This is a genomic window from Parafrankia sp. EUN1f, assembly GCF_000177675.1.
Lineage (GTDB): Bacteria > Actinomycetota > Actinomycetes > Frankiales > Frankiaceae > Parafrankia.
In genome coordinates this window covers 1-25977 of record NZ_ADGX01000124.1, presented here as the reverse complement: position 1 = coordinate 25977, position 25977 = coordinate 1, and the positions used below count along the sequence as shown (strand labels likewise).

Annotated in this window: 22 protein-coding genes and 2 pseudogenes; 13 read left to right on the top strand and 11 right to left on the bottom strand. The window is 70.4% G+C overall.

All coding sequences use genetic code 11. The features are described 5' to 3' along the window. The 3 genes and pseudogenes from FREUN1FDRAFT_RS28355 to FREUN1FDRAFT_RS28345 form a co-directional block, all read right to left on the bottom strand. Positions 1 to 228, bottom strand: a pseudogene (locus FREUN1FDRAFT_RS28355) (maleylpyruvate isomerase N-terminal domain-containing protein); the annotation flags it as partial. A 147-nt stretch (positions 229 to 375) separates the two neighbouring features. Continuing rightward, positions 376 to 1728, bottom strand: a complete 1353-nt coding sequence (tnpB, locus tag FREUN1FDRAFT_RS28350) for an IS607 family element RNA-guided endonuclease TnpB (RefSeq protein WP_006543729.1) — start codon at positions 1726 to 1728, stop codon at positions 376 to 378. Further along, positions 1725 to 2297, bottom strand: a complete 573-nt coding sequence (locus FREUN1FDRAFT_RS28345) for an IS607 family transposase (protein ID WP_035954049.1) — start codon at positions 2295 to 2297, stop codon at positions 1725 to 1727. The genes tnpB and FREUN1FDRAFT_RS28345 overlap by 4 nt, the downstream gene beginning before the upstream one ends. 83 nt (positions 2298 to 2380) lie before the next feature. Between FREUN1FDRAFT_RS28345 and FREUN1FDRAFT_RS28340 the strand changes: the two genes are divergently transcribed. Next, positions 2381 to 6163, top strand: coding sequence for a sacsin N-terminal ATP-binding-like domain-containing protein (locus FREUN1FDRAFT_RS28340; protein ID WP_006543727.1), 3783 nt, complete (start codon positions 2381 to 2383; stop codon positions 6161 to 6163). A gap of 93 nt (positions 6164 to 6256) precedes the next feature. Here FREUN1FDRAFT_RS28340 and FREUN1FDRAFT_RS40745 read toward each other — a convergent pair whose 3' ends face one another. The 4 genes from FREUN1FDRAFT_RS40745 to FREUN1FDRAFT_RS43125 all read right to left on the bottom strand — a co-directional run bounded on the left by FREUN1FDRAFT_RS40745 (position 6257) and on the right by FREUN1FDRAFT_RS43125 (position 9568). Next, a complete protein-coding gene (locus FREUN1FDRAFT_RS40745; protein ID WP_083828845.1) occupies positions 6257 to 6658 on the bottom strand; it encodes a DUF2530 domain-containing protein in 402 nt (133 codons plus the stop codon). Between the two features lie 116 nt (positions 6659 to 6774). After that, a complete protein-coding gene (locus tag FREUN1FDRAFT_RS28330; RefSeq protein ID WP_006543725.1) occupies positions 6775 to 7698 on the bottom strand; it encodes a sulfotransferase in 924 nt (307 codons plus the stop codon). Between the two features lie 398 nt (positions 7699 to 8096). Further along, positions 8097 to 8630 carry a flavin reductase family protein gene (locus FREUN1FDRAFT_RS28325; protein ID WP_006543724.1) on the bottom strand — a complete coding sequence of 178 codons (534 nt, stop codon included), beginning with the start codon at positions 8628 to 8630 and terminating at the stop codon, positions 8097 to 8099. Then, on the bottom strand, positions 8627 to 9568 hold the full coding sequence (locus FREUN1FDRAFT_RS43125; RefSeq protein ID WP_006543723.1) for an NADPH-dependent FMN reductase: 942 nt from the start codon (positions 9566 to 9568) through the stop codon (positions 8627 to 8629). The genes FREUN1FDRAFT_RS28325 and FREUN1FDRAFT_RS43125 overlap by 4 nt, the downstream gene beginning before the upstream one ends. A gap of 505 nt (positions 9569 to 10073) precedes the next feature. Here FREUN1FDRAFT_RS43125 and FREUN1FDRAFT_RS48275 point away from each other — a divergent pair. Beyond that, positions 10074 to 10154 (top strand): putative leader peptide, encoded by an 81-nt coding sequence (locus FREUN1FDRAFT_RS48275; protein WP_369809833.1) that lies wholly within the window; start codon positions 10074 to 10076, stop codon positions 10152 to 10154. A gap of 335 nt (positions 10155 to 10489) precedes the next feature. Next, the gene (locus FREUN1FDRAFT_RS28315; protein WP_006543722.1) at positions 10490 to 10861 is read left to right on the top strand and encodes a winged helix-turn-helix domain-containing protein; all 372 of its coding nucleotides are present in this window, start codon (positions 10490 to 10492) and stop codon (positions 10859 to 10861) included. Here FREUN1FDRAFT_RS28315 and thpR read toward each other — a convergent pair. Beyond that, a complete protein-coding gene (thpR, locus tag FREUN1FDRAFT_RS28310; protein WP_006543721.1) occupies positions 10810 to 11367 on the bottom strand; it encodes an RNA 2',3'-cyclic phosphodiesterase in 558 nt (185 codons plus the stop codon). The two genes, FREUN1FDRAFT_RS28315 and thpR, sit on opposite strands and share 52 nt — an antisense overlap. 195 nt (positions 11368 to 11562) lie before the next feature. Here thpR and FREUN1FDRAFT_RS28305 point away from each other — a divergent pair, with 195 nt between their 5' ends. After that, the gene (locus FREUN1FDRAFT_RS28305; protein ID WP_006543720.1) at positions 11563 to 12576 is read left to right on the top strand and encodes a Gfo/Idh/MocA family oxidoreductase; all 1014 of its coding nucleotides are present in this window, start codon (positions 11563 to 11565) and stop codon (positions 12574 to 12576) included. 6 nt (positions 12577 to 12582) lie between these two features. On the opposite strand, the gene FREUN1FDRAFT_RS28300 is transcribed toward FREUN1FDRAFT_RS28305, so the two are convergent. Beyond that, the gene (locus FREUN1FDRAFT_RS28300) at positions 12583 to 13008 is read right to left on the bottom strand and encodes a MarR family transcriptional regulator (protein ID WP_006543719.1); all 426 of its coding nucleotides are present in this window, start codon (positions 13006 to 13008) and stop codon (positions 12583 to 12585) included. Between the two features lie 330 nt (positions 13009 to 13338). On the opposite strand from FREUN1FDRAFT_RS28300, the gene FREUN1FDRAFT_RS28295 reads away from it, so the two are divergent. The 5 genes from FREUN1FDRAFT_RS28295 (at position 13339) to FREUN1FDRAFT_RS28275 (ending at position 20284) form a co-directional block, all read left to right on the top strand. Then, positions 13339 to 15174 (top strand): histidine kinase, encoded by a 1836-nt coding sequence (locus FREUN1FDRAFT_RS28295; protein WP_006543718.1) that lies wholly within the window; start codon positions 13339 to 13341, stop codon positions 15172 to 15174. An 80-nt stretch (positions 15175 to 15254) separates the two neighbouring features. Further along, on the top strand, positions 15255 to 15962 hold the full coding sequence (locus FREUN1FDRAFT_RS28290) for a response regulator transcription factor (RefSeq protein WP_006543717.1): 708 nt from the start codon (positions 15255 to 15257) through the stop codon (positions 15960 to 15962). A gap of 675 nt (positions 15963 to 16637) precedes the next feature. Next, positions 16638 to 18005 (top strand): citrate synthase, encoded by a 1368-nt coding sequence (locus tag FREUN1FDRAFT_RS28285; RefSeq protein ID WP_006543716.1) that lies wholly within the window; start codon positions 16638 to 16640, stop codon positions 18003 to 18005. Positions 18006 to 18392: 387 nt separating this feature from the next. Beyond that, the gene (locus FREUN1FDRAFT_RS28280; RefSeq protein WP_006543715.1) at positions 18393 to 19763 is read left to right on the top strand and encodes an ATP/GTP-binding protein; all 1371 of its coding nucleotides are present in this window, start codon (positions 18393 to 18395) and stop codon (positions 19761 to 19763) included. Beyond that, positions 19664 to 20284: an RloB family protein gene (locus FREUN1FDRAFT_RS28275; RefSeq protein WP_369809832.1), complete on the top strand. Its 621-nt coding sequence runs from the start codon at positions 19664 to 19666 to the stop codon at positions 20282 to 20284. The genes FREUN1FDRAFT_RS28280 and FREUN1FDRAFT_RS28275 overlap by 100 nt, the downstream gene beginning before the upstream one ends. 160 nt (positions 20285 to 20444) lie before the next feature. Here the strand turns inward: FREUN1FDRAFT_RS28275 and serC are convergent, their stop codons facing one another. Beyond that, entirely contained in the window at positions 20445 to 21569 is a 1125-nt protein-coding gene (serC, locus tag FREUN1FDRAFT_RS28270) for a phosphoserine transaminase (RefSeq protein ID WP_006543713.1), read from the bottom strand. Next, on the bottom strand, positions 21562 to 22656 hold the full coding sequence (locus FREUN1FDRAFT_RS28265; RefSeq protein WP_006543712.1) for a citrate synthase 2: 1095 nt from the start codon (positions 22654 to 22656) through the stop codon (positions 21562 to 21564). Before FREUN1FDRAFT_RS28265 ends, serC begins: the two co-directional genes overlap by 8 nt. Positions 22657 to 23215: 559 nt before the next feature. On the opposite strand from FREUN1FDRAFT_RS28265, the gene pdxH reads away from it, so the two are divergent. The 4 genes and pseudogenes from pdxH to FREUN1FDRAFT_RS46870 all read left to right on the top strand — a co-directional run. Then, on the top strand, positions 23216 to 23959 hold the full coding sequence (gene pdxH, locus FREUN1FDRAFT_RS28260; protein ID WP_006543711.1) for a pyridoxamine 5'-phosphate oxidase: 744 nt from the start codon (positions 23216 to 23218) through the stop codon (positions 23957 to 23959). A 358-nt stretch (positions 23960 to 24317) separates the two neighbouring features. After that, positions 24318 to 25082: a hypothetical protein gene (locus tag FREUN1FDRAFT_RS28255; RefSeq protein WP_006543710.1), complete on the top strand. Its 765-nt coding sequence runs from the start codon at positions 24318 to 24320 to the stop codon at positions 25080 to 25082. Next, positions 25079 to 25807, top strand: a pseudogene (locus FREUN1FDRAFT_RS28250) (L,D-transpeptidase); the annotation flags it as partial. The gene FREUN1FDRAFT_RS28255 and the pseudogene FREUN1FDRAFT_RS28250, both read left to right, overlap by 4 nt. A 91-nt stretch (positions 25808 to 25898) precedes the next feature. Continuing rightward, positions 25899 to 25977, top strand: a 79-nt coding sequence (locus tag FREUN1FDRAFT_RS46870) for a sigma factor (RefSeq protein ID WP_369809831.1), incomplete at its 3' end; no start/stop codon positions are given.

Sequence of the window (25977 nt, the reverse complement as noted above, 5' to 3'; positions counted from 1 at the left end):
CGCCGCAGGCAGCGCGGGCGGCGCGGGCGGCGCGGGCGGCGCGGGCGGCGCAGGCTCGGAGGCCAGGGCGGTGTGCAGAGCGAGCGCACTTCGAGCGGCCCGGCCCACCAGGTTGCCGACGGTCAGGCCGGGCCGGGCCGACGGCGCGGCGAGCTCCAGGTCGGAAAGGCGCTCGATGTGCTCGGCGAGCAGCTCCCACTGCTCGACCAGCGAGCTCGGCAACGTCATGTCCACCCGGGTGGGTCGATCCCGGGCCGGCCGAGTCGCACCAGCTCGGCCGGTCCCTCGCGCGCGACCACCAGCAGCCACCAACGACCCTCCTGCCTGGTTTGCGCGTTCCCCATCCCGGAAGGCGATGCTAAGCACCGTTACGAGTCATGAATCATGAGTGAGCCTCTGTCTCGCAGCCGTCCGCGGTGGGACGGCGCTCCCGGTCTGACCCGCTTGCGCGGTGCCGGGTTCCCGATTCACGGGCACCTGCCGCGCGAGCGCGGTCTTACGGTCGCCTCCACGGGCGTTTTCCGTCTCCGACGCACTGGCGGCGACGAGGTGTTTCAGGTTGACCGCGGCGTTGTGGTCACGGTCGGCGATCAGCCCGCAGGAGTGGCAGGTGAAGGTGCGGTCGGCCAGGGTCAGGCTTGGGTTTCGCCAGCCACAGCCGGAACAGGTCCTACTCGAGGGGTACCACCGGTCCGCGACGACCAAGGTCGAGCCGTACCAGCGGGTCTTGTAGGTGAGCTGGCGGCGGATCTGGGCCATCCCGATGTCCGACACGGCCCGGACGAGGTGCCGGTTACGGACCATCCCGGCGACGTGCAGGTCTTCCACGACGATCGTGTCGTGGGTCTTCGCCAGCCGGGTGGTGAGCTTGTGCAGGCCGTCGCGGCGCTGGTGCGCAACCCGCGCATGGATACGGCCGAGACGGGCAGCCCGTTTTCGTCGTCCCACACTGGCGGGCTTCGACCGGGCGTAGGCGCGCGACGCTCTGCTCAGACGGCGCAGCGACCCGGCGAGATGCTTCGGGTTCGCCACCGTCTCACCTGTGGACAGCACCGCGAGGTGCTTCACACCAAGGTCGACACCGACCGGCCCGGCGGCGCACTGCCGACGCGACGGGCTGGAGGGAACCTCCCGCTCCACCTCGATGGTGAACGACACAAACCAGCGGCCAGCCGTCCGCGACACGGTCGCGCCCAGCAGCCGTGCCCGGCCGTCGGCCAGCCGGCCGGTGAGCGCGCCCATCGGCTCGTGGACCTTCACCTGGCCAATCCGAGGCAGCTTCACAGACCGGTCGGTGGCCGGGCCGTAGGCGCCGGTGGTGTACCGGAAGCTGTCCCGGGCCTTCCCACGCTTCTTGAATCGGGGGAAGCCGACCCGGCGGCCCCTCCTCCTGCCTTTCCGGGAGTCCGTGAAGTTCTTCAGCCCGCGGACGAGCTGGTCCAGCCCGGCGGAGAACGTTTCCTTCGAGCACTCCGCCCACCACGGGGCAACCTCGTGTTTCGCCGCGTTCCATGCCAGCCGCAACGCGGGCAGCGTCCACGGCACCAGGGTCAGCGCGTCACCGGTCAGCCCGTAAGACGCCTCCGCGTCCCGTTGGGCAAGCGCCGCCTTCACTCGGGCCAGGCCCCAGTTGTAGGCGAACCGGGCCGCCCCGGCATGCCGGGACAGGCCGGCGAGCTGGGCGTCGTTCGGGTCGAGCGCGAACCGGTACGCCTGCAACGACTTCATCCGGACGCCTCGGTGGCGGCGGCGACCGCGCGGCGAGCCCGGTTCGCGGCAGCGCGGCGGCCATACATCCGGACACACAACGACGTCAGGATCTCGGTCATGTCTCGGACCAGGTCATCATCAACCTCGGCGGGGTCGACGACCAGAAGTTCACGGCCGTTCGCCGCGAGCGCGGCCTCGACATTTTCGGCGCCGAACCGGGCGAATTTGCCGCGATGTTCGACGACGATCGTGGACACGTCCGGGTCGCGTAGCAGCGCGAGGAACTTCCTTCGGTGGCCGTTCAGCGCGGAACCGACCTCGGTGACCACCCGGTCGACGGCCCGCCCCTGCCCGGTAGCCCACCCGGTGACCCGGGCGACCTGCCGATCCAAGTCCGACTTCTGGTCAGCGGACGACACCCGGGCATACACCACGGTCAGCCCCGCGGGCCGTTCGACCGCGTCCGGCTCCACCAGAATCAGCCGGCCCACCCGGCGGGCCGGCACGGGCAGCTTGCCTTCCCGGAACCAGCGGTACGCGGTGACGTGATGCACGCCTTCACGCTCAGCCCACTGCTTCAAGTTCACCTATGCATCATGTTACATACTCAAGCCGGGACAGTTAACCACCCTCGCTACGCAACGCTCCGGCCACGGAGAAGGATGAGGCTGTGGATGTCACCCCGTTTGACACCGAGACGTTGCGAACCCGCGTGACCGAGGCCTGGGCCGCGTCCCCGAGCCGGTTCCGGGAGGACGCGAACGCGGAGGAGGACGCCGCCCTCGGTGCCTACCGGGACCGCCTCCTGGTGGAGCTGCTCCAGAACGCGGTCGACGCGGCCACCGCCGCCGGTGTGCCGGCGAGGGTTCTCGTCCGGCTGCGCTCAAAGCCCGCTCCGACCGGGCCGGGCAGGACGGATCCAGGCACGACGGAGCTGGGCACGACGGAGCTGGGCATGACGGAGTCGGGCGGCCTGCTGGAGATCGCCAACACCGGAGCGCCGCTCACCGCTGCTGGTGTCGAGGCGCTGTCGACGCTGCGTGCCTCGGCGAAGCGCGACGTCCAGGCGGTCGGGCGCTTCGGCGCCGGCTTCGCCGCGGTCCTCGCGGTGACCCAGACACCGTCGATCGTCTCCAGAACACTGCCGTCCGGCGACGGCGACGGCGACGGCGACAGCGGCGGCGACAGCGGCGGCGGCGGCGCGGCGGACGGCTGGCGCGGAGTGGGCTGGTCACGGAGCCGCACCGCGGAGCTGGTGCGCACGTCCGGGGTGGACGCCCTCGTCCACGAGCTCGACCGGCGGGCGGGGCAGGTTCCCGTGTTGCGCCTGCCGTTCACACTCGACGACCCGCCGGCCGGGCCCGCCGGCTACGACACCGTGGTCCGGCTGCCGCTGAGCGACGAGGCCGCGGTGGCGACGGCGCGGGGTCTGATCGGCGAGCTGGACCCCACTCTCCCTCTTGTTCTGCGGGGCCTCGAGGAGATCGTCATCGATCTGGACGGGGAGGTCCGCACGCTCCGGTGCGAGTGGGAGCCCAGCCGCCCCGGGCCGAACGGAACCGATCTCGAAGTCGCGACCATCGAGGGCACCCGCTGGCGCGGATGTGTGTACCGGGGCGGGATCCCACCCGAGCTGCTCGCGGACCGCCCGGTGGAGGAGCGTGGCCGGACGGGCTACACCGCACGGGCGATGGTGCCGGACGGCGACTGGCCCGGCGATGTGACACGGGTCGTGCGCGCCCCTCAACCAACCGACGAGCCGATCAGCATCCCTGCTCTGATCAGTGTCGATCTGCCGCTCGATCCGTCGCGGCGGCACACCGTCCCCGGACCGCTGCGGGACTGGCTGACCGACCGGCTCGCCGAGGCGACGGTCGCGCTGGCGATCCACCTCGGTAATCCCGCGGACAGGCAGCCGCCCGGTCCGGCGCGGCTCGCCGCCCTGGATCTCGTTCCCACCGGGCTGCCCCGCGGCGAGGTGGACGGCCGGCTGCGTGACCGCCTCCTCGCGCTCCTTCCCGACGCACCGCTCTTCCCCGGCGGCCGGACCGGCCGTGACTGCGCGGTTCTGGACCTCGGCCCCGCCACGGACCCCGTCACCGACCTGCTACTTCCCACCACCGCGACCACCGGCGCCGGCAGCACAACGAGTGACAGCGCCGCCGGCGACGGCGGTGCTGCCGACGACGACGCTCGTCACGACGGCCTTCACGACGGCCTTCACGACGACGGCACCGAGGAGGGCGCGGAGGACGACGCGATCATCGACGGTCTGCTGCCGGCCCGGTTCGCCGCACGGCGTCGCCGGCCGGCCCTGGACCTGCTCGGCGTCCGCCGGCTGGACACCGGTGGGGTGGTGGAGCTCCTGCGCGGTGTGCGCCGGGATCCGTCCTGGTGGGCGAACCTGTATCCGATCCTGCTGACAGTGCCGGATCGGGACGCGCTCGGCGCGCTGCCCATCCCGGTCGTGGTCGTGCCCGAAGCCGACGATCTCGACCGGTGGTCGGCCTTCGGCCCGGAGGGTGGGGCGCAGCCGGTCGCCGACGGGTCCGATCCGGTGACGCCACCGCCCAGCCGGATGGTCACCGGACCACGTGGCGCACTGTTGCCCACCCCCGACCTGGACGTCGTGTCCCTGGTCCGTTCGGGCCTGCCGCTGCGGGTCGTCCATCCCGACGCGTGCACGGGCACCGCCCGGGACGCACTGCGCACCCTGGGCGCGCTGGAGGGCACCCCGGCCGGCGTGCTGCGGGACCCGGCGGTGCGGGAGGCCGTCGTCCAGGCCGATCCCGAGGATGATCCCGACGACCTGGACGCACTGGCCAACGGGGTGCTGGCACTGGTGCGCGACGCGATCGTGGAGCACAGCCACGCCCGGGCGGACGGCTCCGCCACCGGCCCCGTGCCCGGACAGGACACCGACACCGACACCGACAGCGGCCTGACCGCCGATCAGCACGCCGACTCCGCTGACGCGCACGAGGATGCCGGCTCGCCCACCGGGTCCGGCCGGCCGGCCATGCCCGGCTGGCTCACCGCGCTGCTGCTCCCCGAACTGGACGGTGGCTTCGCGCCCGCCGCCGAGCTCGTCATCGCGGGTGGTCCGCTCGACCTCCTGCTGGCCGACGACGCCCCGTTCGGAACTCTCGACCCACACGTCAGCAACGCCTGGCCGGTCCACGTCCTGGAGGCTGTAGGCGTCCTGCACACGTTCGGCGTCCTGCGCGCGGTGGAGGTGACCCTCGACCCGGACGAGCCGGTCCTGCTCGAGCTGGACGACAGCGACACCTGGGTGGACGAGGCCTACGAGTCCTCCGAACGGGCGACTCCCGAGGTTCCGGGCGCCCCGCTGGTGGTCGAACGGTTCGCCGCTGTACGGGACCTGGAGCTCGTCGACGAGGAGGCCTGGCCGGCGGCGCTCGCCGAGCTGGCCCGCCCGCCGCTGCGCCGGGTGGTGCTCGGCCGCGAGCCCTCCTACACCCGCTGGTGGCTGGCCCGGCACACGACGCTGCCGACAGCCGACGGGTCCGGCGCCCGGCTGCCACCGCGGGAGCTGGTGCTGCCCGGTGCCGATCCCCTGCTCACCGGGTTGTTCGCACCGGCCACGCCGTTGCCCGGGGTGGACGACGAGCTGCTGCGCGCGCTCGGCGCCCGCCGCACCCTCGATGACGTCCTCACCGACCCGGACGCGGTGATCGACCTGCTCGACCGGCTGGGCGACAGCGACCGCGAGATCGGCTGGCCGGCCGCACGGACGCTCTACATGGCCGCGGTGAGCGCCGCCGGACTGCTCGGCGCCGACCCCGACGGGGTGGTCGGACCCCGGCTCGACCCCCCGCTGACGGTCCGGACCCCGGCCGGCGTCTTCCCCGCGGACGAGGTCGTCGTGGTCGACGCGCCCGACCTGCTGGCGGTGGTGGGGGACGGCAGGCCCATCCTGCGGCTGCCGCTGGACCGGGCGGCCGAGGCCGCGCATGTTCTCGGCCTGCGGTTGGCCTCCGACCTGGACGACTTCGAGCCGGTGGACGTCCCCGCCGGCACGGACGCGGCCGGCGACGGGGAGGCGACGAGCCGAACCGTCGTCGTCTCCGGAAGCAGGGTTGTTCTCGACCACCTCGCCGCGGACGAGTCCGAGCCAGGGCCCGAGGACCTGCACGGGACGGATCTCGCGGCCGCGCCGGGGGCCGTCCGGCCGCTGGTGGCGCGCTACCACCTGCATCCGCAGCTGTGGATCACGGTGCCCGGCGGGCGGCAGGCCCGGGTTCCGTGGCGCGTCATCGGCGGCATCGGCGGCGTGATCCACGTCGACGCGGAGGCGGGCACGGACGCGCTCGCCCGGGCCCTGGCCTGGCAGGCCGGTCAGTGGGAACGCCGGCACGGCCTGGCTGCAGCCCTTCGCGATCCGGACGGCGCGCCGCTGCGGCAGGCCGAGGACGATCTCGACGATCTCTGATCGCCGACCCGATGTGCCGGGATGTCGGGAGGCCGCGAAGTCGGGAGGCCGCGAAGTCGGTGTCGGCACCCCGGCTGACCGAGATTCCCTCGGTCAGCCGGCCCCGGCTTCGGCCTGCTCCTCGGCTGCGCGCAGCCGGTCGCGACGGCGGATGACGATCCACAGACCGGCCAGCCCCAGCCCGAAGCCGACGGCGGCGGTCGCGATCCACCACAGCCTGCCGTCGTCACGCAGGTCGTCGGCGAAGGGAATCATGACCAGGAGCGCGACAAGCCAGACGACGGATCCCACGGCGACCGAACGGACCCCGTCGTAGGGAAGCGCCTGCAGCTCCGCCGGGCGCGAGCCGCCTCCACCCGGGACGTCGGCATTCGGGACGTCGGCATTCGGGACGTCGGCATTCGGAGCGTCGACGTCCGGAGCGTCGGCACGCGACACGGTGGCCTCTGGCACGTTGACGTCTGGCACGTCGCCCTCCGGCCTCGGTGTGCTCATCGCGACGACGCTATCGCGGTCGCCGGTGCCCGTCCGCCAGGCCGTGCCAGCCGCGGGACCGACAGCCGCACCACCCACGCGTCAGGCGTGCCGGTAGACCTGCCTTCGTCCGTGCGTCAGCGGTGTGTCTCCAGCGCGCAGTCGCCACGCTCAAGCCACTCGTCGAAGGATCGGCCCGTCACCCGGGCGAGCAGGGCGATGTCGTCGACGTAGCGGTCGATGACCCGCGCACGCAGACCGGGTGGCAGCGGCGGGCCTGGTAGCGACCACTCGCGCAGCGTGGTCAGCGCCGCGGCCATCGCATCGGTGGTGGCCGGACCGGCGGCCCGGATCCGGGTTCCGCCGGCGTCGGTCACCGCCGGGGGAAACATGCGGTCGACGCCGCGGGGCGGGGCGCCGGGATCGACCGCGCCGACAAAGGAAAAGACCTCGCGTAACACGGATTCGGGCTGGGTGACCAGGTCCCGATATCGAACCAGCAAAACCTGGCTGGGCGGGAACAGGGTGTAGAGGCGTTGCAGCGCAATGCCATAGCGGCCGTGTTCCGCATACCACCACCGGCGCCGCCACCCCGCGGCCCGGCGCGCCGCCTCCGCGTCGAGCGCCTCGATCAGTGTCGGCAGGTGCTCCAGGCCAGCCCGGCGCTGCGCGGACCAGTTCGCGTAGGCGCGCTCGACCGGATCCCGCAGCACGACGACCATCCGGAGGTAGGGCAGCAGCTCGTGCATGCGCCGCTGCGCCGGGAAGTCCGCCAGGTAGTAGGGAGTGCATTCTCCCCGGGGCCGCCGATCGCTTCCCGGAAACAGTGCCTCATAGTCCGACCGGCACCAGACGAACGGTTCCTCGCCCATCGGATCAGGGGCATCCCCACCCGTCGAAGGCGCCGGGCCGCCGGCGGTGGGACGAACTCCGGCCGCAAGGAAGAAGCCGGGTTCGGCCGGCCGGGACATCACCAGACCGGGGTGGCGGGCAAGCGCCGCGTGCAGACCGGAGGCGCCGGCATCGGGGGCGCCGATGACGGCGAAATCAGGCAGACCCACCCCCGCCTCCTCCCCCGGAGCATGATCTCACACGCAGACCAGGAGCATATCTCCCTATTACCCATTGACGAACTTGGAAAGTGTGGAACGACCCGATGCCGGTGCGACGCCTCGGCGCTTCCCTACCACCGATCGTTTCCTCTGATCACGATTTCTGGTGGCCGGCGAGGTGGACGAGGGCGACGACGTCCTACGCTCGGTAGGCGTCGCGACCTGGCCGTCGGCGAACAGCACGGCTGGTGCCCGGGCCGACCATCCGAAGCGTTGAGGATTTTGGTCGTCCCAGCGACCAACGCCCTCAACTCTTGCTCGGCAGCAGCGGCAATCCGGCGGCAGCCCGAAGCTCCGAGCTGACACCACCGACTTCCGGCGCCAGACCCCGCGTTACCCGTCGCCGGTCAGGTACGCGACCGTCCCGCCGTCACTGTGCCGTAGCGGCCGTTGTGGTATACGAGCGGAGCGAGCAGGCCGGCCGCGGAGTCGACCCGCGTCTCGGCGATCTCGGCGATCACCAGATGATGGTCGCCCGCGATCAGCCGGGAGCGGATCCGCGTCCGCAGCCAGACGGCCGCGTCGACGAGCAGCGGCTCGCCGGTGGGAAGTGTCCGCCAGCGAGTCGGCTCCGCGAAACGGTCGATCCCGGGAGTCGCGAACCGCGCCGCCAGCTCCTCCTGATCGTCGGACAACAAATGGACCACGAGACCCGTGGCAGCGGCCAGGGCCGGCGCGCACGACGACGTGATCGCCACCGAGAACGACAGCAGCGGCGGGTCCGCCGAGAGCGACGCGACCGAGGTGGCGGTGAAACCGACCGGCCCGTGCGGGCCGGGCATCGTCACGATGGCCACCCCGGCCGCGTGCCCGCGAAAGACACGGCGCAGCGCGGCCGGGTCGATCAGCTCGGGCTCGGCGCCGAGGACGGTGGACGTCACAGGACTGCCCCGGCCAGACCGGCGCGCAGAGCGGTCCTGACCCCGACGGCCACCCCGGATGAACCGGATGACGAGGCCCCGGATCCGGTCGACGGCACCGCGGACGCCGCCGGTGCGAGAACGGAGGGAACGGGCCTGGCCGGCTCCGTCCGGGTCGTTTCGGGTCGCACGGTGTCGGGTCGCACGGTGTCGGACCGCACCGCGTCCGACCGCACCGCGTCGGACCGCACCGCGTCCGACCGAACCGCATCCGACCGAACCGCATCCGACCGCACGGGCGATGGCGCCGCCTCGGCGTGGGCGGGGCGGTCAGGCTCGGCGGCCAGCGCCGGGCGGGCCGTCCCCGCGTTCGCCGCCACGCTGGCCCGCAGCGCGGACACGTAGGAGACCACCCAGGAGTCGAAGACGACGTCCAGGTCGGGGATCTGCTCCTCGATCACGGCGAAGGAACGCGCCGGCACCGCGGCACCGAGCTCCACGAGGACCGGGCGAAGATAGGCCTCACCCGCGAAGGAGTGATCAGGTGCCGCCGACAGGACCAGCGGGATGGCGGTGACTCCCCGCAGCGCACCGCCGGGCAGCAGGTCCAGGAAGACCTTGAGCAGGCCCGTGTAGCTGCCCTTGTAGACGGGCGAGGCGACGATCAGCAGGTCGGCCGCGGCCACCGTCCTGGCCGCGGCAGCGACCCGGCTGTCCCCGTCGAAGAGATGGCGGGCCAGCTCGGCCAGATCGATGATCTCGACACTGGCGGCCGGCAGATCCTCCGTGATCCGCTCGACGAGACCGCGCGCGACGGCGAGTGTTCGGGAGCCCGTGCGCGGACTACCACTGAGGACGACCAGGCGGGGCCCTACAAGCAGCCCGGACGAAGTGTCTGGCTGCGTGCGCGGCAGCGTGTGCGACGTGGACGGCGGCACCGGGCGTGAGGACTGGATCATGATCGGCCTTCCGGTCTGGTCGAGCGCCGGCGCTGCGGCCTCGGACCTGCTCAGACCGCATTCGCGGCCACGAGCCCTGACGGATTCCCCTTGACGCGTGCACCGACGGTGAGACCGATCGGCTATGGCGAGGCAGGGAGCTGACGTGAGACGGGAACGCACGACGAAGCTCGGACCTGGGGCCCTGGTGCTGACACGGTGCCGCGAATCATCGCGGCGGCAGGCCCACGGAATCCGCTCCGTCAGCGGACGCACCGGCTACAGCGGCACCGGGTGACGCGGCCGTAGTCGACACAGCGCCGGCGCGTGAGCAGCGGGCGGGACACGAACCAGAAAGCCAACCACGCACGGTGGGCCGGCAGCGCTCGGTCGATGGAGAGTACGCGAGCGGCCACGTCCAAAACTGTGCGAGCAGGTCTTTGTTCAGTCAAGAAGTGTTAAAGTGAGTCAGATCACACTGTAATTTCATTGGCCGAGTATCGCTGTACGTGTTTCCGTTGCTGCTGTGTTGAAGCCGACCTACCTCGTCAAGCGGGGGCACATCGACCTGTTGCGGGTCGCCTCCGCCGCCTGTTCGGCCACCTGACACCGCAGTCGACGTCCCGCGCGGTGACCGTCGCGCGGTGAGCGTCCCCCCGGCTCCGCGATCGCCGTGCCGGATCCGCACGCCGGACGACTCCCCCCGCGGCAGCACGTCACGCGGCAGGCGCGGCCAGCCATGCCCGCCGCCACCGCAGGCGCCCCCTGGTCGTCAGGCCGCAGCTGATCGTCCGGTCGCACCCCCTGAGGCTGCGGGCGGATCCCCACCGGCCGACGCCGACCACATAGATGATCTTCGCCCGGGCGCGCACCCGGGCAGGAGCCCGCCATGCTCCCGACCGTGCCGTTCGTTGTGTTTCGCTGATCTTCCTGGAGGCGTCCGTGACTGCCTACGCCGGTTTCGTCGAGAGAACGACCGTGGGAGGTGACGTGGACATCGACCGCGTCGCCTGGCAGGTCCTGGTCGACGGGCAGCCGATCGACCTCACCTACCTGGAGTTCGAGGTCCTCGACTACCTCGTGCGCAATCCGGGGCGGGTGCACAGCCGCGAGAAGCTCCTGCGCGAGGTGTGGCACCAGGATCCGGACGCGCTCGGCGCCTCCGCGCCGCGCACCGTCGACGTCATGATCACCCGTCTGCGGCGCAAGCTCGGCCGGGGCCACCGGGACCGCATCGAGACAGTCCGGCGAGTCGGCTACCGCTACCGGGACGCCGCGGAGCCCCTCAGCTCCCATTCGCTCTCGACCCGGTAGGTGGGGGCGGGCCCACCGTCGCTGCTCATCAGCGTGATCGCTCCCGCGGACCAGGACGACCCCGCGATGGCCTCGTCGAGCTCCCGGACCACCTCCCGCAGGTCCGGGCTGGTACCGGCCGGTACCCGGGCCAGGGTGAGGTGGGCCCGGAACGGGCGGTCATCACCATGGTCCGCACCGGCTCTGGCCGCCGCCCGGCGCACCCCGGTGGCCAACGGCCCGAGATCACCATTGACTCGGGCCCAGAGCACCCGCCCGCCGAAGCGGCCGGCGCCGTCCAGCCGTACCTCGACCGGTGGGTGACGGCGGGCGACGCGCCCGAGCCGCTCGGCGAGCGCCGGACGCACGGCCGGGTCGACGGGGCCCAGGAACGCCAGCGTCACGTGCCACTGCGGCGGGCTGCTCCAGCGCAGCCGCGGCTCCGGCCGCCCGCTCACCTTGGCGATCGCCGCCGCCAGGCCGTCGATGACCTCGGGCGGCGGCAGCAGCGCGACGAAGTACCTCATCGTGAACACTCAATACCGCGGCGTGCCGCGCTGCGCCGCGCAGCCAGCCCGTACCCGCCGCGCCCGGCCCGATCGGGCACCCCCGTAGGGCGTGACGAGGTCTGGTCACGGCGGGCTGGTTCGAGTGGGTGGTCTGACGACGGGATCGGCCCGACCGCCCACCCTCGGGTGGTGTTCGGATGCACTATCGGAGCTGTGACGACGGTCCCCGAACTGGTGGCACCCCGCGATCCCGGTCTGTCCCGGGCCTGGCGTTCCGACCGTCGCGCCGCACGGCGCGACGAGCCCGATCTCCCGGTCGCGATGGCCCTTGTTACTGACGGTTCGGAGCTCTCCACGGCGGATGTCCTGCGCGACGCGGGCGTCGACGTCGTCGGTCTGCTGGCCCCGGAACCGTTGGAATCACTGGCCTGGGCAGCCGAGGCCGGAGCGCCCCGCGCCTACAGTGATCTGATCGCCCTGCTGTCGGACGACATCGAGGCCGTCTGCGTCGAGATGGCCCCGCCGGCGTCGGACATCGTGGCCCGCCGGGCCGCCGAAGCAGGCCTGCATGTCCTGCTCGCCAAGCCGGCCACCGCCGAGGCGGAGTCGCTGCGCGCCGTCGCCGACATCGCGGAGGATGCCGATCTGGCGCACGTCGTCGCGTTGGACGGCCGGGCCTGGCCGGCGGCGTGGCACGTCCAGGCATCCGTCCACTCGCTCGGGCGGCTCAGCCAGATCACGGTGGTCGGGGCACCCGCCGGCCCGGTCGGTCGCGCCGAGATGATCGATCTCGCCCTGCGCTGGTGCGGCGAGATCGTCGCCGTGTGCGCGGATCCGGGCAGCATGCCCGCGACCGCCCTCACCCCGGACGCCCCGGTGACCCTGGCGCTGCTCGCGGCCAGCGGGACGACGATCCTCATCAACGAGCGCATGAGCGGCGAGATCACCACCGCTGTCGTCACGGTGTGCGGCGATGTGGGGCGGATGGTCGTGCAGGGCCGGCGGGTGCGCCGCCAGGACAGCACCGGCGTCCGGGACCTGTGGATGCCGACGGTTCCCGCCGAGCGGCCCGGCCTGGTCGAGGCGACCTATGACGTCGTGCGTGCCGCGGAGCTCAACGATCCGGCGCTGGTGCGCGGTGCCACCTTCCACGATCTGCTCACCGCCAGCCGGCTTCAGGTGGCGGCCTCCGCGTCCCGTGAGCGTGGCGGATGGGTGGAGCTTTGAGCTGCTTCAGAGGCCGGCGAGGCGGTCAAGGATGGGAGCGGCGGCCTTCAGCGCATCGACCTCGTCCGGTGCGAGGTCCTCGAGGTGCTCGGCCAGCCACTCGTCCCGGCGGCGGCGGTCCGCGGCGAGCAGTTCCCGGCCCGCCTCGGTGACCTCGGCGATCACCTGACGACCGTCGGAGGGGTGCTGGCCCCGGTTGACGAGCCCGGCCTCGGCCAGGAGCGTGATCACGCGGGTCATCGACGGTGGCTGCACGCGCTCGTACGCGGCGATCTCGCCGAGCGTCATCGGGCCGTGCCGCGCGAGCGTGGCAAGGGTCGCGACCTGGGTCGGCGTCAGGGTGCTCGAACGTTCCTGGCGCATTCGCCGCGACAACCGCATCACGGACATCCGCAGGGTGGAGGCAAGCTCCGCCACGCCTACGTTGTCCATTCCCCGAAAGTACTGGTTAGCGTCGCTAATGTTCAAGAACCGCGGGACCCGTCGCAGCGCGGCTGGAGCGGGTCCGTGACGGGCGCCGGGTGCCGGCCACCCCCCGGTAGCGTCCGGCTCCCGACTGACCCGGGCCAGCTGCCCGCGACCGACCTTCGGTGTGGGAGGGCCGCATCCACTATTCACCGGAGCCGTCGTTCCTCGCTTCCGGGACAGCTCCACGTTTTCGGGGTACTTTCCACCTCTGCCTCTGGGGGGTAACACCCAGCCGGACATGACCGGTGTGTCACCCTTACCGGGTGAGATCGTCACGCCCGGCGAGACGTTGACGTGCCGGCCCCCAACCTGTCGCTGGGTAGGGCGTCCACAGCCACCGCCGGCACTCCGGCCTCCCAGGCACCCGGCCAGCGGCTTGCCCGGTCGCTGACCAGCGCCGTCACCCGGCACCGGCTCGTTTCCCTGGTGACCGCCGGCCTGGTGACGTCGTTGCTGGCGATCGCGGCGCAATGGCCCGCCTGGGCCGGGACGCCGTTTCCGGCGACGCTGAACGTGCTCGTCGTCCTCACGTTCGTCCTCACCGGCCTGCTGCTCCTCGACGAGGACGCACTCAGCAGCGTGAGCTGGGCGTTCGTCCTGGGCGGCCTGCTGTGGGCGGTGAGCTGGACCGCCACCTGGGAACACGGCCCGAGCGCCGTGATCTCCTCGTTCGCCTACACCCATTTCTGGGTCTGCCTCGGCTGGGGTGTGCTGCGCTACCCGCACGGGCGACTCGTCGGGGCCGTCGACCATCTGATGGTCGCCGTCGGCGTCGCGGTCATCCCCGTCGGCAACCTGGTGCTGATCGGGCTGTGCCGACCGGAGACCCTGGGCTACCGGCCGGACGTGTGGTGGTACGGGTCCGCGATCGACCCAGGTGTCTTCGAGGTGGTCGTCAACGTCCTCGACGGCCTGACCCTCGCTGTCGTCGTCGCCTTCGGGCTGGTCATCGGCCGCCGCCACCGACGGGCGTCGGCGCTGGAGCGGCGCACCCTGGGGCCGGTCTCGCTGGGCCTGCTCGCCGCCTTCGTGATGGCCGCCGTGGTGAACCTCTTCGTCTACTACCCCCAGGGCGGGGCCATCGACCCGATCTTCATACCGATGGCCGCGACCCTGTTCGCCATTCCGGCGTCGTTCGCCACCGCCGCGGCGCGCCGTCACCTGGCCCGTGGCCGCATCGCCCAGCTCCTGAGCACCCTGAGCACCCCACCGACGGCGCGGGCGGTGCGTGAGGTGCTGCGCGCGGCACTGGGCGACGAGAGCGCGCAGATCTACCTGTGGGTGCCCGAGCGAGGTGTGCACATCGACAGCGACGGCCGGCCGGCCATCCCGCCGGCCACCGACGACACGCTGCTGACGCTGCCCGTCCGCACCACCTCGGGTGCGCCGCTGGCGGTGCTGTCCGCTCGGTCGTCGCTGGAGCGCGACCGCGACCTGGTGGACGTCGCACTGAACGCCAGCGCCATCGTGCTGGAGAACGCACGACTTCACGCCATGGTCGCCTCCCAGCTCGACGCGGTGCGGACCACCCGAACGCAGCTCATCGAGGTCGGTCTGGCCGAGCGCCGCCGGATCGAGCGGGACCTGCACGACGGCGCCCAGCAGCGCCTGCTCGCCCTCGCCGCCCGTCTGGGGCTCGCCCAGGCACAGGCAACAGACGAGGCCACGGCCACCGCGCTGGCGGCCGCCTCCGCCGATCTTCGGGCCGCGCTGGAGGAGCTGCGCGGACTGGCCCGCGGAATCCATCCGCCGATCCTGCGGGAACGGGGGCTGAAGGCCGCGTTGGAGGACATCACGGGCCCGCTGCCCCTGGTGGTCGATCTTCGAGTCCCGGACCAGCGTTTCGACACCGTGTTGGAGACCACTGCGTACTACACCGTGAGCGAGGCACTGGCGAATACCGTCAAACATGCTGAAGCCACCCATGCGCAGGTTACGGTGCGAATGTCTGGTGACCGGCTCCTGGTTCAGATCGCCGACGACGGTAAAGGTGGAGCCGTGATAAGCGAAAGCGGCGGAATCGCCGGCCTGGGTGAGCGCGTCCGCGCGCTCGGCGGGGAAATCATGCTGTCCAGCCCGCCGCATTCCGGCACCCGGCTGACCGCGGTCATCCCGGCCACGACCCACTGATGTGATGCCACTGCTGTCATGACCAGGCCCACGGACGACCAGACCCACGGAAAACCAGGCGCGACCTTGATCGGGGCGACATGCGGGTAGCGATCGCGGACGACTCAACACTTTTCCGGGAAGGCCTCGCACTGCTGCTGGCCTCGGCCGGTGTCGAGGTGACGGCACAGGCCTCCGAGCCGCGCGGGATCCTCGCCCATCTCAAGGACACCCAGCTCGCGGACACGCAGCCCGATGTCGTCATCCTCGACATGCGGATGCCGCCGACGTTCACCGACGAGGGCCTCGTCTGCGCGGAGCTGATCCGCACCCAGCATCCGGCGGTCGGCGTGCTCGTCCTGTCCACCTACTCGGATGTCCACTACGCGGTGCGCCTGCTCGGCGACGGCCGGGGCGGTATGGGCTACCTGCTCAAGGACCGGGTCACCGACCTCAACGGGCTGCTGGACGGCCTGCGCCGCATCGCGGACGGCCGTCTCGTCGTCGACGAGGACATCATCGCGGGGCTGCTGGCGCACCGGCGGCGCGCCGAGGCGCTCGACCGGCTTACCGAGAGGGAGCGCGCCGTTCTGCGGGAAATGGCAGAAGGACGCTCCAACGCCGGTATCGCCGGAAAACTGCACCTTGCCTCCAAAACGGTCGAAAACCACGTCGCCAGTGTGTTCTCGAAACTCGGGATGCCCGCGTCCGGCGACGACAACCGGCGAGTCCTGGCAGTCCTCGCCTGGCTTCGGTCGGCGGGTGGCATAGCCTCCGCCGCCGCACCGGGCGGATCGCCCGGCCGGTAGACACCCGGCGGAGCAGGAGACGCCGGTGGACGGGCGGCACCAGCGGACGGGCGGCACCACCGGACGGGCGGCACCAGCGGACGTGTCGAGCCGACGTGCGGGTGGCGGGTGGGGCCGAGTGCGGGGTGGCTCCGGCGTGGGGGTGGCTCCCTCCCGGCGCCAGCCCACCCCGCGGGCCAGCCGTCCCAAAGCCTGGCCGGAGTGGCAACGGCGACGCGACAGGGCCACGGCACCCACAACCACGGCCACAGACCCGACGTACACGCCGCATTGTGAACTTCCGATAGCACACCGTTGACCAGACAGTGCACTGCGCACCACACCCGGCCGTGTGAGTTATCTCGCTTGATCCCGGCCACCTGCGGATTCAGACGGAACGACGCACACCCCACACAGCCGCAAGGCGTGACGACCCAACCGCCCGAAGGCGCCCAAATCGGGCCGTTCGTTACCAGCTGCACCAGCCCTGGCGCCACCCGCAACTCGACGGCATACGGGGTGGCAGAGCACACGTGGGATAGACGCCACCGATCACGCGCATGTGGTGGCTCGAACCGCGAGACTTGGGGACAACCGAACCGAACCAGTGAACCGGCGAGAGCGCTCCGAACCGGGCGCGCGCCCGGAGGTGGCCGACGCCGTCACCCGGCAGTGCCATGGCGAGAGGAGCCCGGCGTGTCCGAGCAGGTCAGTACCCTGACCGTCACTGACAACCGCACCGGTCGGACGTACGAGGTGCCGATTACCGACGGCACGATCCGCTCAAGTGCGTTCCGTTCCATCAAGGTCGACGACGACGACTTCGGCCTGATGGCATACGACCCCGCGTTCACCAACACGGCGAGCTGCCGCAGCGCGATCACCTATATCGACGGTGACGCCGGCATCCTGCGCTACCGCGGATACCCGATCCAGGAACTGGCGGAGAAGAGCAGCTTCCTCGAGGTCGCCTACCTGCTTCTCGCGGGCGAGCTTCCGACCTCGGACGAGCTCTACACCTGGGAAGACGAGATCACGCACCACACCCTGGTGCACGAGTCGATCAAAAAGTTCATCGACGGCTTCCACCACGACGCCCACCCGATGGGCATGCTGGTATCGACCGTCGGCGCACTGTCGACCTTCTACCCGGACGCCAAGACGATCGACGACCCCGGTCTGCGGCGGCTGCAGATCGTCCGGCTCATCGCGAAGATCACCACGCTGGCGGCGTTCTCCTACCGGCACTCCGTGGGCTTCCCATATGTCTACCCGGACAACGATCTTTCGTACGCCGGCAACTTCCTCAACATGATGTGGAAGGCCACCGAGCTCAAGTACGAGCCGGACCCGAACCTCGAGCACGCGCTCGACGTGCTGTTCATCCTGCACGCCGACCACGAGCAGAACTGCTCCGCGAACGCGATGCGTGCCGTCGGCAGCTCCCAGGCCGACCCGTTCTCCGCCGCCGCCGCGGCGATCGCCGCGCTCTACGGCCCGCTGCACGGTGGCGCCAACGAGCAGGTGCTGCGCATGCTCTCCGAGATCGGCTCCGTGGAGAACATCCCTGCCTTCATCGCCCAGGTGAAGGACGGCAAGAAGAAGCTCATGGGCTTCGGCCACCGGGTCTACAAGAACTACGACCCGCGGGCCCGGGTGATCCGCCAGGTCGCCGACGAGGTCTTCAAGGTGACGGGCACCAACCCGATGCTCGACCTCGCGATGGAGCTCGAGCGGGTGGCGCTGGAGGACGAGTACTTCATCTCGCGCAAGCTCTACCCGAACGTCGACTTCTACACCGGCATCATCTACCAGGCCATGGGCATCCCGGTGGAGATGTTCCCGGTGCTGTTCGCGATCGGCCGGATGCCGGGCTGGCTGGCCCAGTGGGAGGAGGGCCTGCTCGACCCCGAGCAGAAGATCGCCCGCCCGCGCCAGCTGTACGTCGGCTACGACCAGCGTCCCTACGTTCCGATGGACGTCCGGTCAGCCGCAGCCGCCGCCGAGACGGACCCGATCGCCGCCCAGGCCGCGCAGGCCGCCCCGGTGCGCCCGCTGCGCTAGGCGGCCGAAGCCCCCGCCCCCGGGGGCAGTCGCTCGCTACACAGCGGCCTGCGACAGACGCTCGGCTCCGAGCGGTACAACGCCTTCCGGCAACAGCATCGAGCAGCCCTCCGGCTCCATCCGGAGGGCTGCTCGCGTTGGTCGGCCGGTGTCACCCAACGCATCGCGACCGGCCTCATCGCTCATCGTTAATAAAAACAAAATCGATGTTTCGTTACCCAACGTCTGTCCACCATCTGGCCCCCCCAAGTAGATGTGGAGCGGCGCCGAGGGCACTCTGCCCACCTCCGATCTGGACTCAACTGTACGATCAGATGCGCTTACGGAGCCCAGTCAGGGGAGATACGACAAAAATCGTCCCGAAACTGCGACCAGAAGGGAGTCACGATGCTGCTGCGATTCCGCGTGGCGAATCACCGGTCAATTCGGGACGAGTCCGAACTATCTCTCATTTCATCTTCGCTACGCACCATCAGTCCGCGCGACGGCGACTGGGCCGGTGCCACCACCAGAGTCGCGGCGATCTACGGAGCGAACGCCTCGGGCAAGTCCAACCTTCTTGACGCCATAGACTTCGCGATCAGCGCGATTCGCCAGTCGGCCACCACCTGGGCCGAGAATGATCGGTTTCCATACCACCCCTTCGCCCTGACCCGAGGTGAGAAGCCGCCGTCCTTCTACGAGCTGTCGGTAGTGGTGGACGGAGTACGTTATGACTACGGATTCAGAAGCACCGCGCTCGGCATCGAGGCCGAGTGGCTCTTCAGCTATCCGGAGTCGAGGCGGCGGCGCCTGTTCATCCGGAATGGTCCGGACGGAAACTCGATCACGTTCAGTCGACACCTTCCCGGCGAGAACTCGCTGGCGGCCAGCCTGGTACGCCCACGCAGCCTCTTCCTTTCGGCCGCGGCAAACTCCAACCATCGGTTCCTGCAGCGGATCCACCAGCAGATCTCTCGCCATATCCTGTATGCCAGGTACGGGGAGTTCGATCAGCAGACCCGGCTCCGCGTGGCTATGGAGACCATCTCCGACCCGGATTCCCTCGAACTCGCGGTGTCACTTCTCAGAATGGCCGACGTCGGCATATCCGGGGTCCGGGTTACCTCCCACGATCTCTCACCGGAAGCACGATCACTACTTGACCTGATTCTCCGGGAGACCCGGCAGGAGGATGCTCTTCGAATCGTCGAGGAGGCTGGTCGTGCGCTGGCCTTCGTGCACTCCGCGGCGGACGGAGAGGAGTTCGAGATCCCGCAGGTCGACCAGAGCAGCGGGACGCTGGCCTGGATGGCCCTCGCGGTGCCCGCCCTGCAGGCCTTTCGCGGCGGCGACGTACTGCTCGTGGACGAGCTGGATGCCAACCTGCATCCGCACCTCGCGTCGGCTCTCGTCGAGATGTTCAAGAACCCCGAGATCAACCAGAAGGGGGCTCAGATAGTTTTCACGACCCACGACGTCTCCTTCATGAGCCCCTCTTATCCGGCCCTGCTCGAACCCGACGAGATCTGGTTCACCGAGAAGCGCGGCGACGGCTCGACGGAGTTGTTTTCGCTCGCCGAGTTTCCGACGCGAAACGGGGATAACTTCTCGAAACGCTATCTTGACGGCAGATACGGAGCCGTTCCGCTGCTTAACCATCGGATTATCTCCGAGATATTGCGCCAGACCGGCACATTACACCACCCGCCGGAAGGCCAGGAAAGGCTGATCTCCGGCGCCGGCGAAATACACGACAGGAAAACCCGAGAATTCTGATCGTCACCGAAGGTGAGAGAACAGAACCGGGTTATTTCGATGGACTCGCGCGAGCGATCCGGGCAACAGGTGTGCGAGTAGTCAACGCCAAGGTGATCGGAACCGGTCGCGATCCGGAGACCGTTGTACGGCAGGCACTCACGCACCGGGCCTACCGGGACGACTTCGACGCGTACTGGTGCGTCGTGGATGTTGACTCCCATAACACGCTCAGCAAGGCTCTGGACCTCGCGGCACGGGAGCAGATCGCGGTCGCCGTGAGCAATCCATGTTTCGAGATCTGGCTGCTCTGGCACTACGTGGACCATACCGCGCATATACGGCCGGACGGGCTGCGCAAGGCGCTGCGAAAACACCGATTCGCAGACAAGGCGCTCCCTGGAGATTTTCCGTTCGAGCGCTACCAGGCAGCGGTCGACAGGGCAGTGAGGGCCGCGCCCGAGAGCTCCGCGGGTAGCCGCGGACCGAACCCGTCCAGCTCGGTCGCGGCGCTGGTCATGCTCATGGTCGAGGGCATCTGACACCTGAGGCAGCAGCCGAATCGGGCCGGCCACTGTCTGACCAGGCGGCTCGGGTACACCGGCCGCGGCCCCGGCGAACGATCGGCCTGGAGAGACACGAGGACGCTGGTCTCCCCAGGCCGAATCAAACGATGGGCGCTGCGCCCGCTGCAGAGATTTGTCAGAGGCGCTCGACCACGTGGTCGACGGCGCCGGTGAGGGTCTCGACGTCCGAGGGCTCGATAGCCGGGAAGCAGGCCACCCGCAGCTGGTTGCGGCCCAGCTTGCGGTACGGCTCGACGTCGACCACGCCGTTGGCGCGCAGCACCTTGGCCACCGCGGCGGCGTCCACGCCCTCGAAGTCGATCGTGACGACGACCTGGGAGCGCTGCGCCGGGTCGGCGACGAACGGTGTCGTGTAGGCGGTCTTCTCGGCCCAGTTGTAGAGGATCGAGGAGGACTCGGCCGTCCGCCGGACGCACCAGTCGAGCCCGCCCTGCCCGTTCATCCAGTCGAGCTGGTCGGCGAACAGGAACAGTGTCGACACCGCGGGGGTGTTGTACGTCTGGTCCTTGGTGCTGTTGTCCAGCGCCGTGGTCAGGTCCAGGAACGGCGGGATCCAGCGGTCGGTGGCCGCGATCTCGCCGAGCCGGCCCAGCGCCGCGGGCGACATGAGAGCCACCCAGAGACCACCGTCGGAGGCGAAGCACTTCTGCGGCGCGAAGTAGTAGACGTCCACCTCGGTGAGGTCGACGGGCAGGCCGCCGGCGCCGGAGGTCGCGTCCACCAGGTGCAGCGCGCCCGCGTCGGTGCCCACCGGGCGCCGGACCGGCCGGGCGACACCGGTCGAGGTCTCGTTGTGCGGCGTCGCGTAGACGTCGATACCCGCTTCGGGCGCCCAGTCGGGGTGGGTGCCCGGCTCCGACTTCACGATCGACGGGTCGCCGAGGAACGGCGCGCCCTTCGTCGTGTCGGCGAACTTGCCGCCGAACTCACCGAAGACGAGGTGCTGGGAGCGTTCCCGCACCAGGTTGAACGCGGCCGCGTCCCAGAAGGCGGTGGCGCCGCCGATGCCGAGGACGACCTCGTAGCCCTCGGGCAGCGAGAACAGGTCGGCGAGCCCGGAACGGACCCGGCCGACCAGGTTCTTCACCGGCTTCTGTCGGTGCGACGTGCCGAGCAGCGAGGTTCCGCTCGCGGCGAGGGCGTCCACGGCCTCGGTACGGACCTTGGACGGCCCGCACCCGAAGCGGCCGTCGACCGGACGCAGCGAGTCGGGCAGGACGATCGTCGGGGCGTCAGGCATGGACGTCCCCCAGCGGCCTCGGCGCGGGGCCGACATAGCGGGCGGACGGGCGGATGAGCCGGCCGGTCCGCATCTGCTCCAGGATGTGAGCGCTCCAGCCCGCGGTACGGGCGCAGGTGAACATGGACGTGAACATATGGGCCGGGACCTCGGCGAAGTCCAGCACCACGGCCGACCAGAACTCGACGTTCGTCCGCAGTGGGCGGTCCGGGTAGCGGTTGGTCAGCTCCTCGATGGCCGCCGCCTCCAGCGCCTCGGCCACCTCGTAGCGTTCCGAGCCCAGGTCACGGGCGGTACGACGGAGCACGCGCGCACGCGGGTCCTCGGCGCGGTACACCCGGTGCCCGAAGCCCATCAGGCGCTCCTTGCGGTCCAGGGCCGCCCGGACGTACCCGGCGGGGTCACCCGTCCGTTCCACCTCGTCCAGCATCGCCAGGACGCGCGAGGGTGCCCCGCCGTGCAACGGCCCGGACAGCGCGCCCACGGCCGCCGACAGCGCCGCGGCGGCGTCGGCCCCGGTGGAGGCCACCACTCGGGACGTGAAGGTGGAGGCGTTCATGCCGTGCTCGGCGGCGGACACCCAGTAGGCGTCGACGGCCTGGACGTGCTTGGGATCCGGCTCACCGCGCCACCGGATCATGAACCGTTCCGTTATCGTGCGGGCGCGGTCCACCTCGCGCTGCGGAACGGCCGGCTGGCCGAGCCCACGGGCCGACTGCGCGACGAAGGACAGCGCCACCACCGAGGCCCGTGCCAGGTCGTCCCGCGCCTGCGCCGGGGTGATGTCGATCAGCTGGCCGAAGCCCCAGTAGGGCGCGAGCATCGCCAGCGCGCTCTGGACATCGACTCTTATATCGCCGGAATGCACCGGTACGGGGAAGGGCTCGGCCGGCGGCAGGCCGGGCTCGAACGCCCCGTCCACGAGCAGGCCCCAGACGTGGCCGTAGTCGACCTTCCCCACCAGGTCCTCGATGTCGACGCCGCGGTAGCGCAGCGCGCTGCCTTCCTTGTCCGGCTCGGCGATCTCCGTCTCAAAGGCGATCACGCCTTCCAGGCCTGGCTTGAAATCGCTTGTCTTCTCGGCCATCGAGTCCGGATCTCCGCTTCTGTCTCGGCCGACAGTGGGACGGGCCCTGCCGGGACCGGTCAGCCGCGGCTGCGCATCGCCGGATCCGGCCGCCGCGCCGACCTGGCGGTCGTCGCATCGTCCCGGTTCCGGCGCGGCCCCGTTGCCGCCGCCGTCGGCGACTCGTCGAGTTCGTCGGTGCTGTGGTTGTTCCTTGCGGTTGTTCCCTGCCGTCGCCAGACCATGTGGTCGCCAGACCCGCGATCGCTCGGCGAGTGGCCGCTCGGCCGATGGTCGCGCCGAGCGCGGTCGCTCTGATGAGTGATCGCTCTGATGGCTGGTCGCTCTGTCACCACATCGGTCCGTGGCCACATCGGTCCTGCGTTAAGGACGTAATCGTCCGTCTGCATCCTGCCCTGTCGAGAGCGGTTTCGCCACTGGGCGGGAAGTGATGAGGCGCGTTACGCACCGGTGCCGCGCCCACACTTCGTCATCAAGCGTGCGGGGACGTCCGCTGCCACCGCACGCCCATCCGAGGTGATGCCAGTCACATTGTCGAGGGCCTGCCAGGATCCGAAGCGTGAACCTCCACCCGCCGCCACCCGATCCAGCGGTGCTGCGCCGCAGCTACCGTCCAGGGCGGTTCGACGAGGCAATGCTCGCCGCGACCTGGACCGAGCAGTTCCGGAAATGGTTCGCGGAGGCCTCCGCCCCAGAATCCGGAATCAGCGAGCCAAATGCGATGATCTTCGGCACCGCCGACGCCGACGGTCGTCCGGGTTCCCGCACGGTGCTGATGAAGGGATTCGATCAGCAGGGATTCGTGCTCTTTACGAACTACCATTCGGCGAAAGCCCGCCAGGCCGCTGCGAACCCCTACGGATCCCTCCTCTTCCCGTGGTATCCACTGGAACGACAGGTGATCGTGACGGGCTCCGTCGAACGAGTTCCGCGAGCGGAGAGCGAGGCCTATTTCCGTTCCCGGCCACGCAGATCCCAGCTCGGCGCCTGGGCGAGTCACCAGTCAGCGGTGATCTCTTCCCGCGAAGTGCTCACCGACCGGCTGGCCGAGCTCGAGAGCCGATGGCCCGGGAACGAATCGGTGCCGACCCCCCCGTTCTGGGGAGGCCTTCGGTTGGCACCGAACTCGGTCGAGTTCTGGCAGGGCCGCCCGGACCGCCTCCATGACCGCCTGCGCTATCGACTGATCACAGAAAGTGGGGCGTCCGCGGCTGCGGGTGGGCCGGCGGCCGGCCCCGGCACGACCCACAGCCAGGCGCCCGACAGGCCTCCCACCTGGATCATCGAACGGTTGGCGCCCTGACGCCGAACCGATCCAGGCTGAAGAATCCGACCGCCGGCGGCCACCGATGCACAACATGATTCCGGCAGGTGAACGGCAGGTGAGCCGACCCGCCGGATCGACGGTTCACGACCGACCCCACACCCTGCCACCGCGACGCGTTTAACACAGATGAACACCCAACGTTTCCGCTACGTCGGACCCGCCCACCCCGTGACGATGCGGGCATTGGTACCTTTCTGCCTGCAGCCGCACCTGATCAGCAAACGCTGATCCGCGTCCCGCGCCGACTCGCCGCCCTCCGGCTGGTCGGGCACCTTGACGGGCCGCCGGCAGCGCGTGTCAAGGGCGACCCGTCACAACGTAGGGAGACGGATTCATGCGGATCACCAGAATGCGGGCCGTGGCGGCCGGCGTTCTCGGAGCGGCCCTGATAGCGGTCGCCCCACCGGCCTCGGCAGCCACGACGACGACGTCCACCAGCCCCAGCGCCTCCCCGACGGTGGAAGCCACCACCACCACGGAGCCGGAGGCACGCCTGACCACGCCGGCGACGACCGAGACACCGTCGGCGGACGAGTCGGCCACGCCGGACCCGGACCTTTCCGCGACTCCCACGGCGACAGACACTCCGCAGACATCGGCGGACGCCACGGCCAGCGCCACGGCGACGGAAAGCGCGTCACCCACGTCGACCCCGACCGAGGGCACCGGTGACCCGGTCCTCGACGGCTTCCTGTCCCTGCTCCCGTTCAAGGTGCCGCTGGACAAGGAAATCGACGGGATCGAGGACTTCGACCAAAACCCGTTCGTCCTCACCTTCAAGTGCGGCGCCAACGGCCCCGACTGGACGCTGCAGAACACCCAGGACAAGGCCTTCGGGTTCGGCTGGTTCGACACGAGCCTCGGCGCCGGCATCTCCGAGATCGGCCCGGGTGAGACCCTGACCCTCGACTCACACGGCGGGGCCGTGGTCGCGGCCCCGTGGGACGCGGAGACCGGCTACCTGCTGGTGACCCTGCCCACCGTCGGGGTGTCCGACTGCGAGGGCACCGACCCGCCGGCGGCCGTGCCCGCCGTGTTGCCCATCGCTGCCCCCGCTGTCACGACGGCGGTGCACACCGAGCCGTACTACACGGGATGAGACGTCACCACGAAGCGCTCGCCGAGCGCTCGACCGGCCGCCGCGCCCTGTCACGGACAGGGGCGGCGGCACTGGCCGTTGTGCTGGGCGGCGTGATCCTCACCGGCTGCGGCGGCGATGACGGGGCCTCCGGGCCGGCCGCGGTTCCCGCGGCGGTCCAGAGCCAGCTCGCCGCCGTCGCCGGGCTCAACCAGGGCACGAGCACCGTGCTGACCGCCAACGGCGCCAGTGTCGACATCTACCAGGCCCCCACCGCCACGAAGCCGACGCGCAGCCTGTCGAACCCGAACGAGAACGGGGCCCCGCGGGTCTTCCTCGTGCAGGCGAAGATGCCGGGATGGTGGCAGGTCCTGCTGCCCGTCGAGCCCAACGGAAGCACCGGCTGGGTGAAGGCCGCCCAGGTCAACGCGAGCCAGACGCCTTACCGCATCGAGGTGGCGCGCGGCGCGCACGTGCTGCGTCTCTTCAGCGGCGATCAGAAGATCGCGGAGGAGAAGGTGGCCATCGGCACCTCGGACACTCCCACCCCCGGCGGCCGGTTCTTCCTGATGGAGCTGCTGCGGCCAAGCAACCCGAACGGTGCCTACGGGCCGTACGCGTTCGGCCTGAGCGGGTTCTCCACCAGCCTGGACGACTTCGGCGGCCGCGATCCGGTCATCGGGATCCACGGCACGAACGATCCGAGCTCGCTGGGCCGCGACGTCAGCCACGGCTGCATCCGGCTGAGCAACGACTCGATCACCCGGCTGGCACAGACCGTCCCGCTGGGGACGCCAGTGGAGATCGTCGCCGGTCCTTCCGCACCGCGAGCGACTGGTGCACATCGCCCGTCGGCGGCTGCCGAGCACCGCCGACGCGGAGGACTGCGCGCAGGAGGCACTTGTCCGTGCCGCCG

What these genes read in the sequence shown, in the direction of transcription:
- tnpB (WP_006543729.1), bottom strand. Translation starts at nt 1,728, where the DNA reads ATGAAGTCGTTGCAGGCGTACCGGTTCGCGCTCGACCCGAACGACGCC.
- FREUN1FDRAFT_RS40745 (WP_083828845.1), bottom strand. Translation starts at nt 6,658, where the DNA reads ATGAGCACACCGAGGCCGGAGGGCGACGTGCCAGACGTCAACGTGCCA.
- FREUN1FDRAFT_RS43125 (WP_006543723.1), bottom strand. Translation starts at nt 9,568, where the DNA reads ATGATCCAGTCCTCACGCCCGGTGCCGCCGTCCACGTCGCACACGCTG.
- thpR (WP_006543721.1), bottom strand. Translation starts at nt 11,367, where the DNA reads ATGAGGTACTTCGTCGCGCTGCTGCCGCCGCCCGAGGTCATCGACGGC.
- FREUN1FDRAFT_RS28300 (WP_006543719.1), bottom strand. Translation starts at nt 13,008, where the DNA reads ATGGACAACGTAGGCGTGGCGGAGCTTGCCTCCACCCTGCGGATGTCC.
- FREUN1FDRAFT_RS28290 (WP_006543717.1), top strand. Translation starts at nt 15,255, where the DNA reads ATGCGGGTAGCGATCGCGGACGACTCAACACTTTTCCGGGAAGGCCTC.
- FREUN1FDRAFT_RS28280 (WP_006543715.1), top strand. Translation starts at nt 18,393, where the DNA reads ATGCTGCTGCGATTCCGCGTGGCGAATCACCGGTCAATTCGGGACGAG.
- serC (WP_006543713.1), bottom strand. Translation starts at nt 21,569, where the DNA reads ATGCCTGACGCCCCGACGATCGTCCTGCCCGACTCGCTGCGTCCGGTC.
- FREUN1FDRAFT_RS28265 (WP_006543712.1), bottom strand. Translation starts at nt 22,656, where the DNA reads ATGGCCGAGAAGACAAGCGATTTCAAGCCAGGCCTGGAAGGCGTGATC.
- FREUN1FDRAFT_RS28255 (WP_006543710.1), top strand. Translation starts at nt 24,318, where the DNA reads ATGCGGATCACCAGAATGCGGGCCGTGGCGGCCGGCGTTCTCGGAGCG.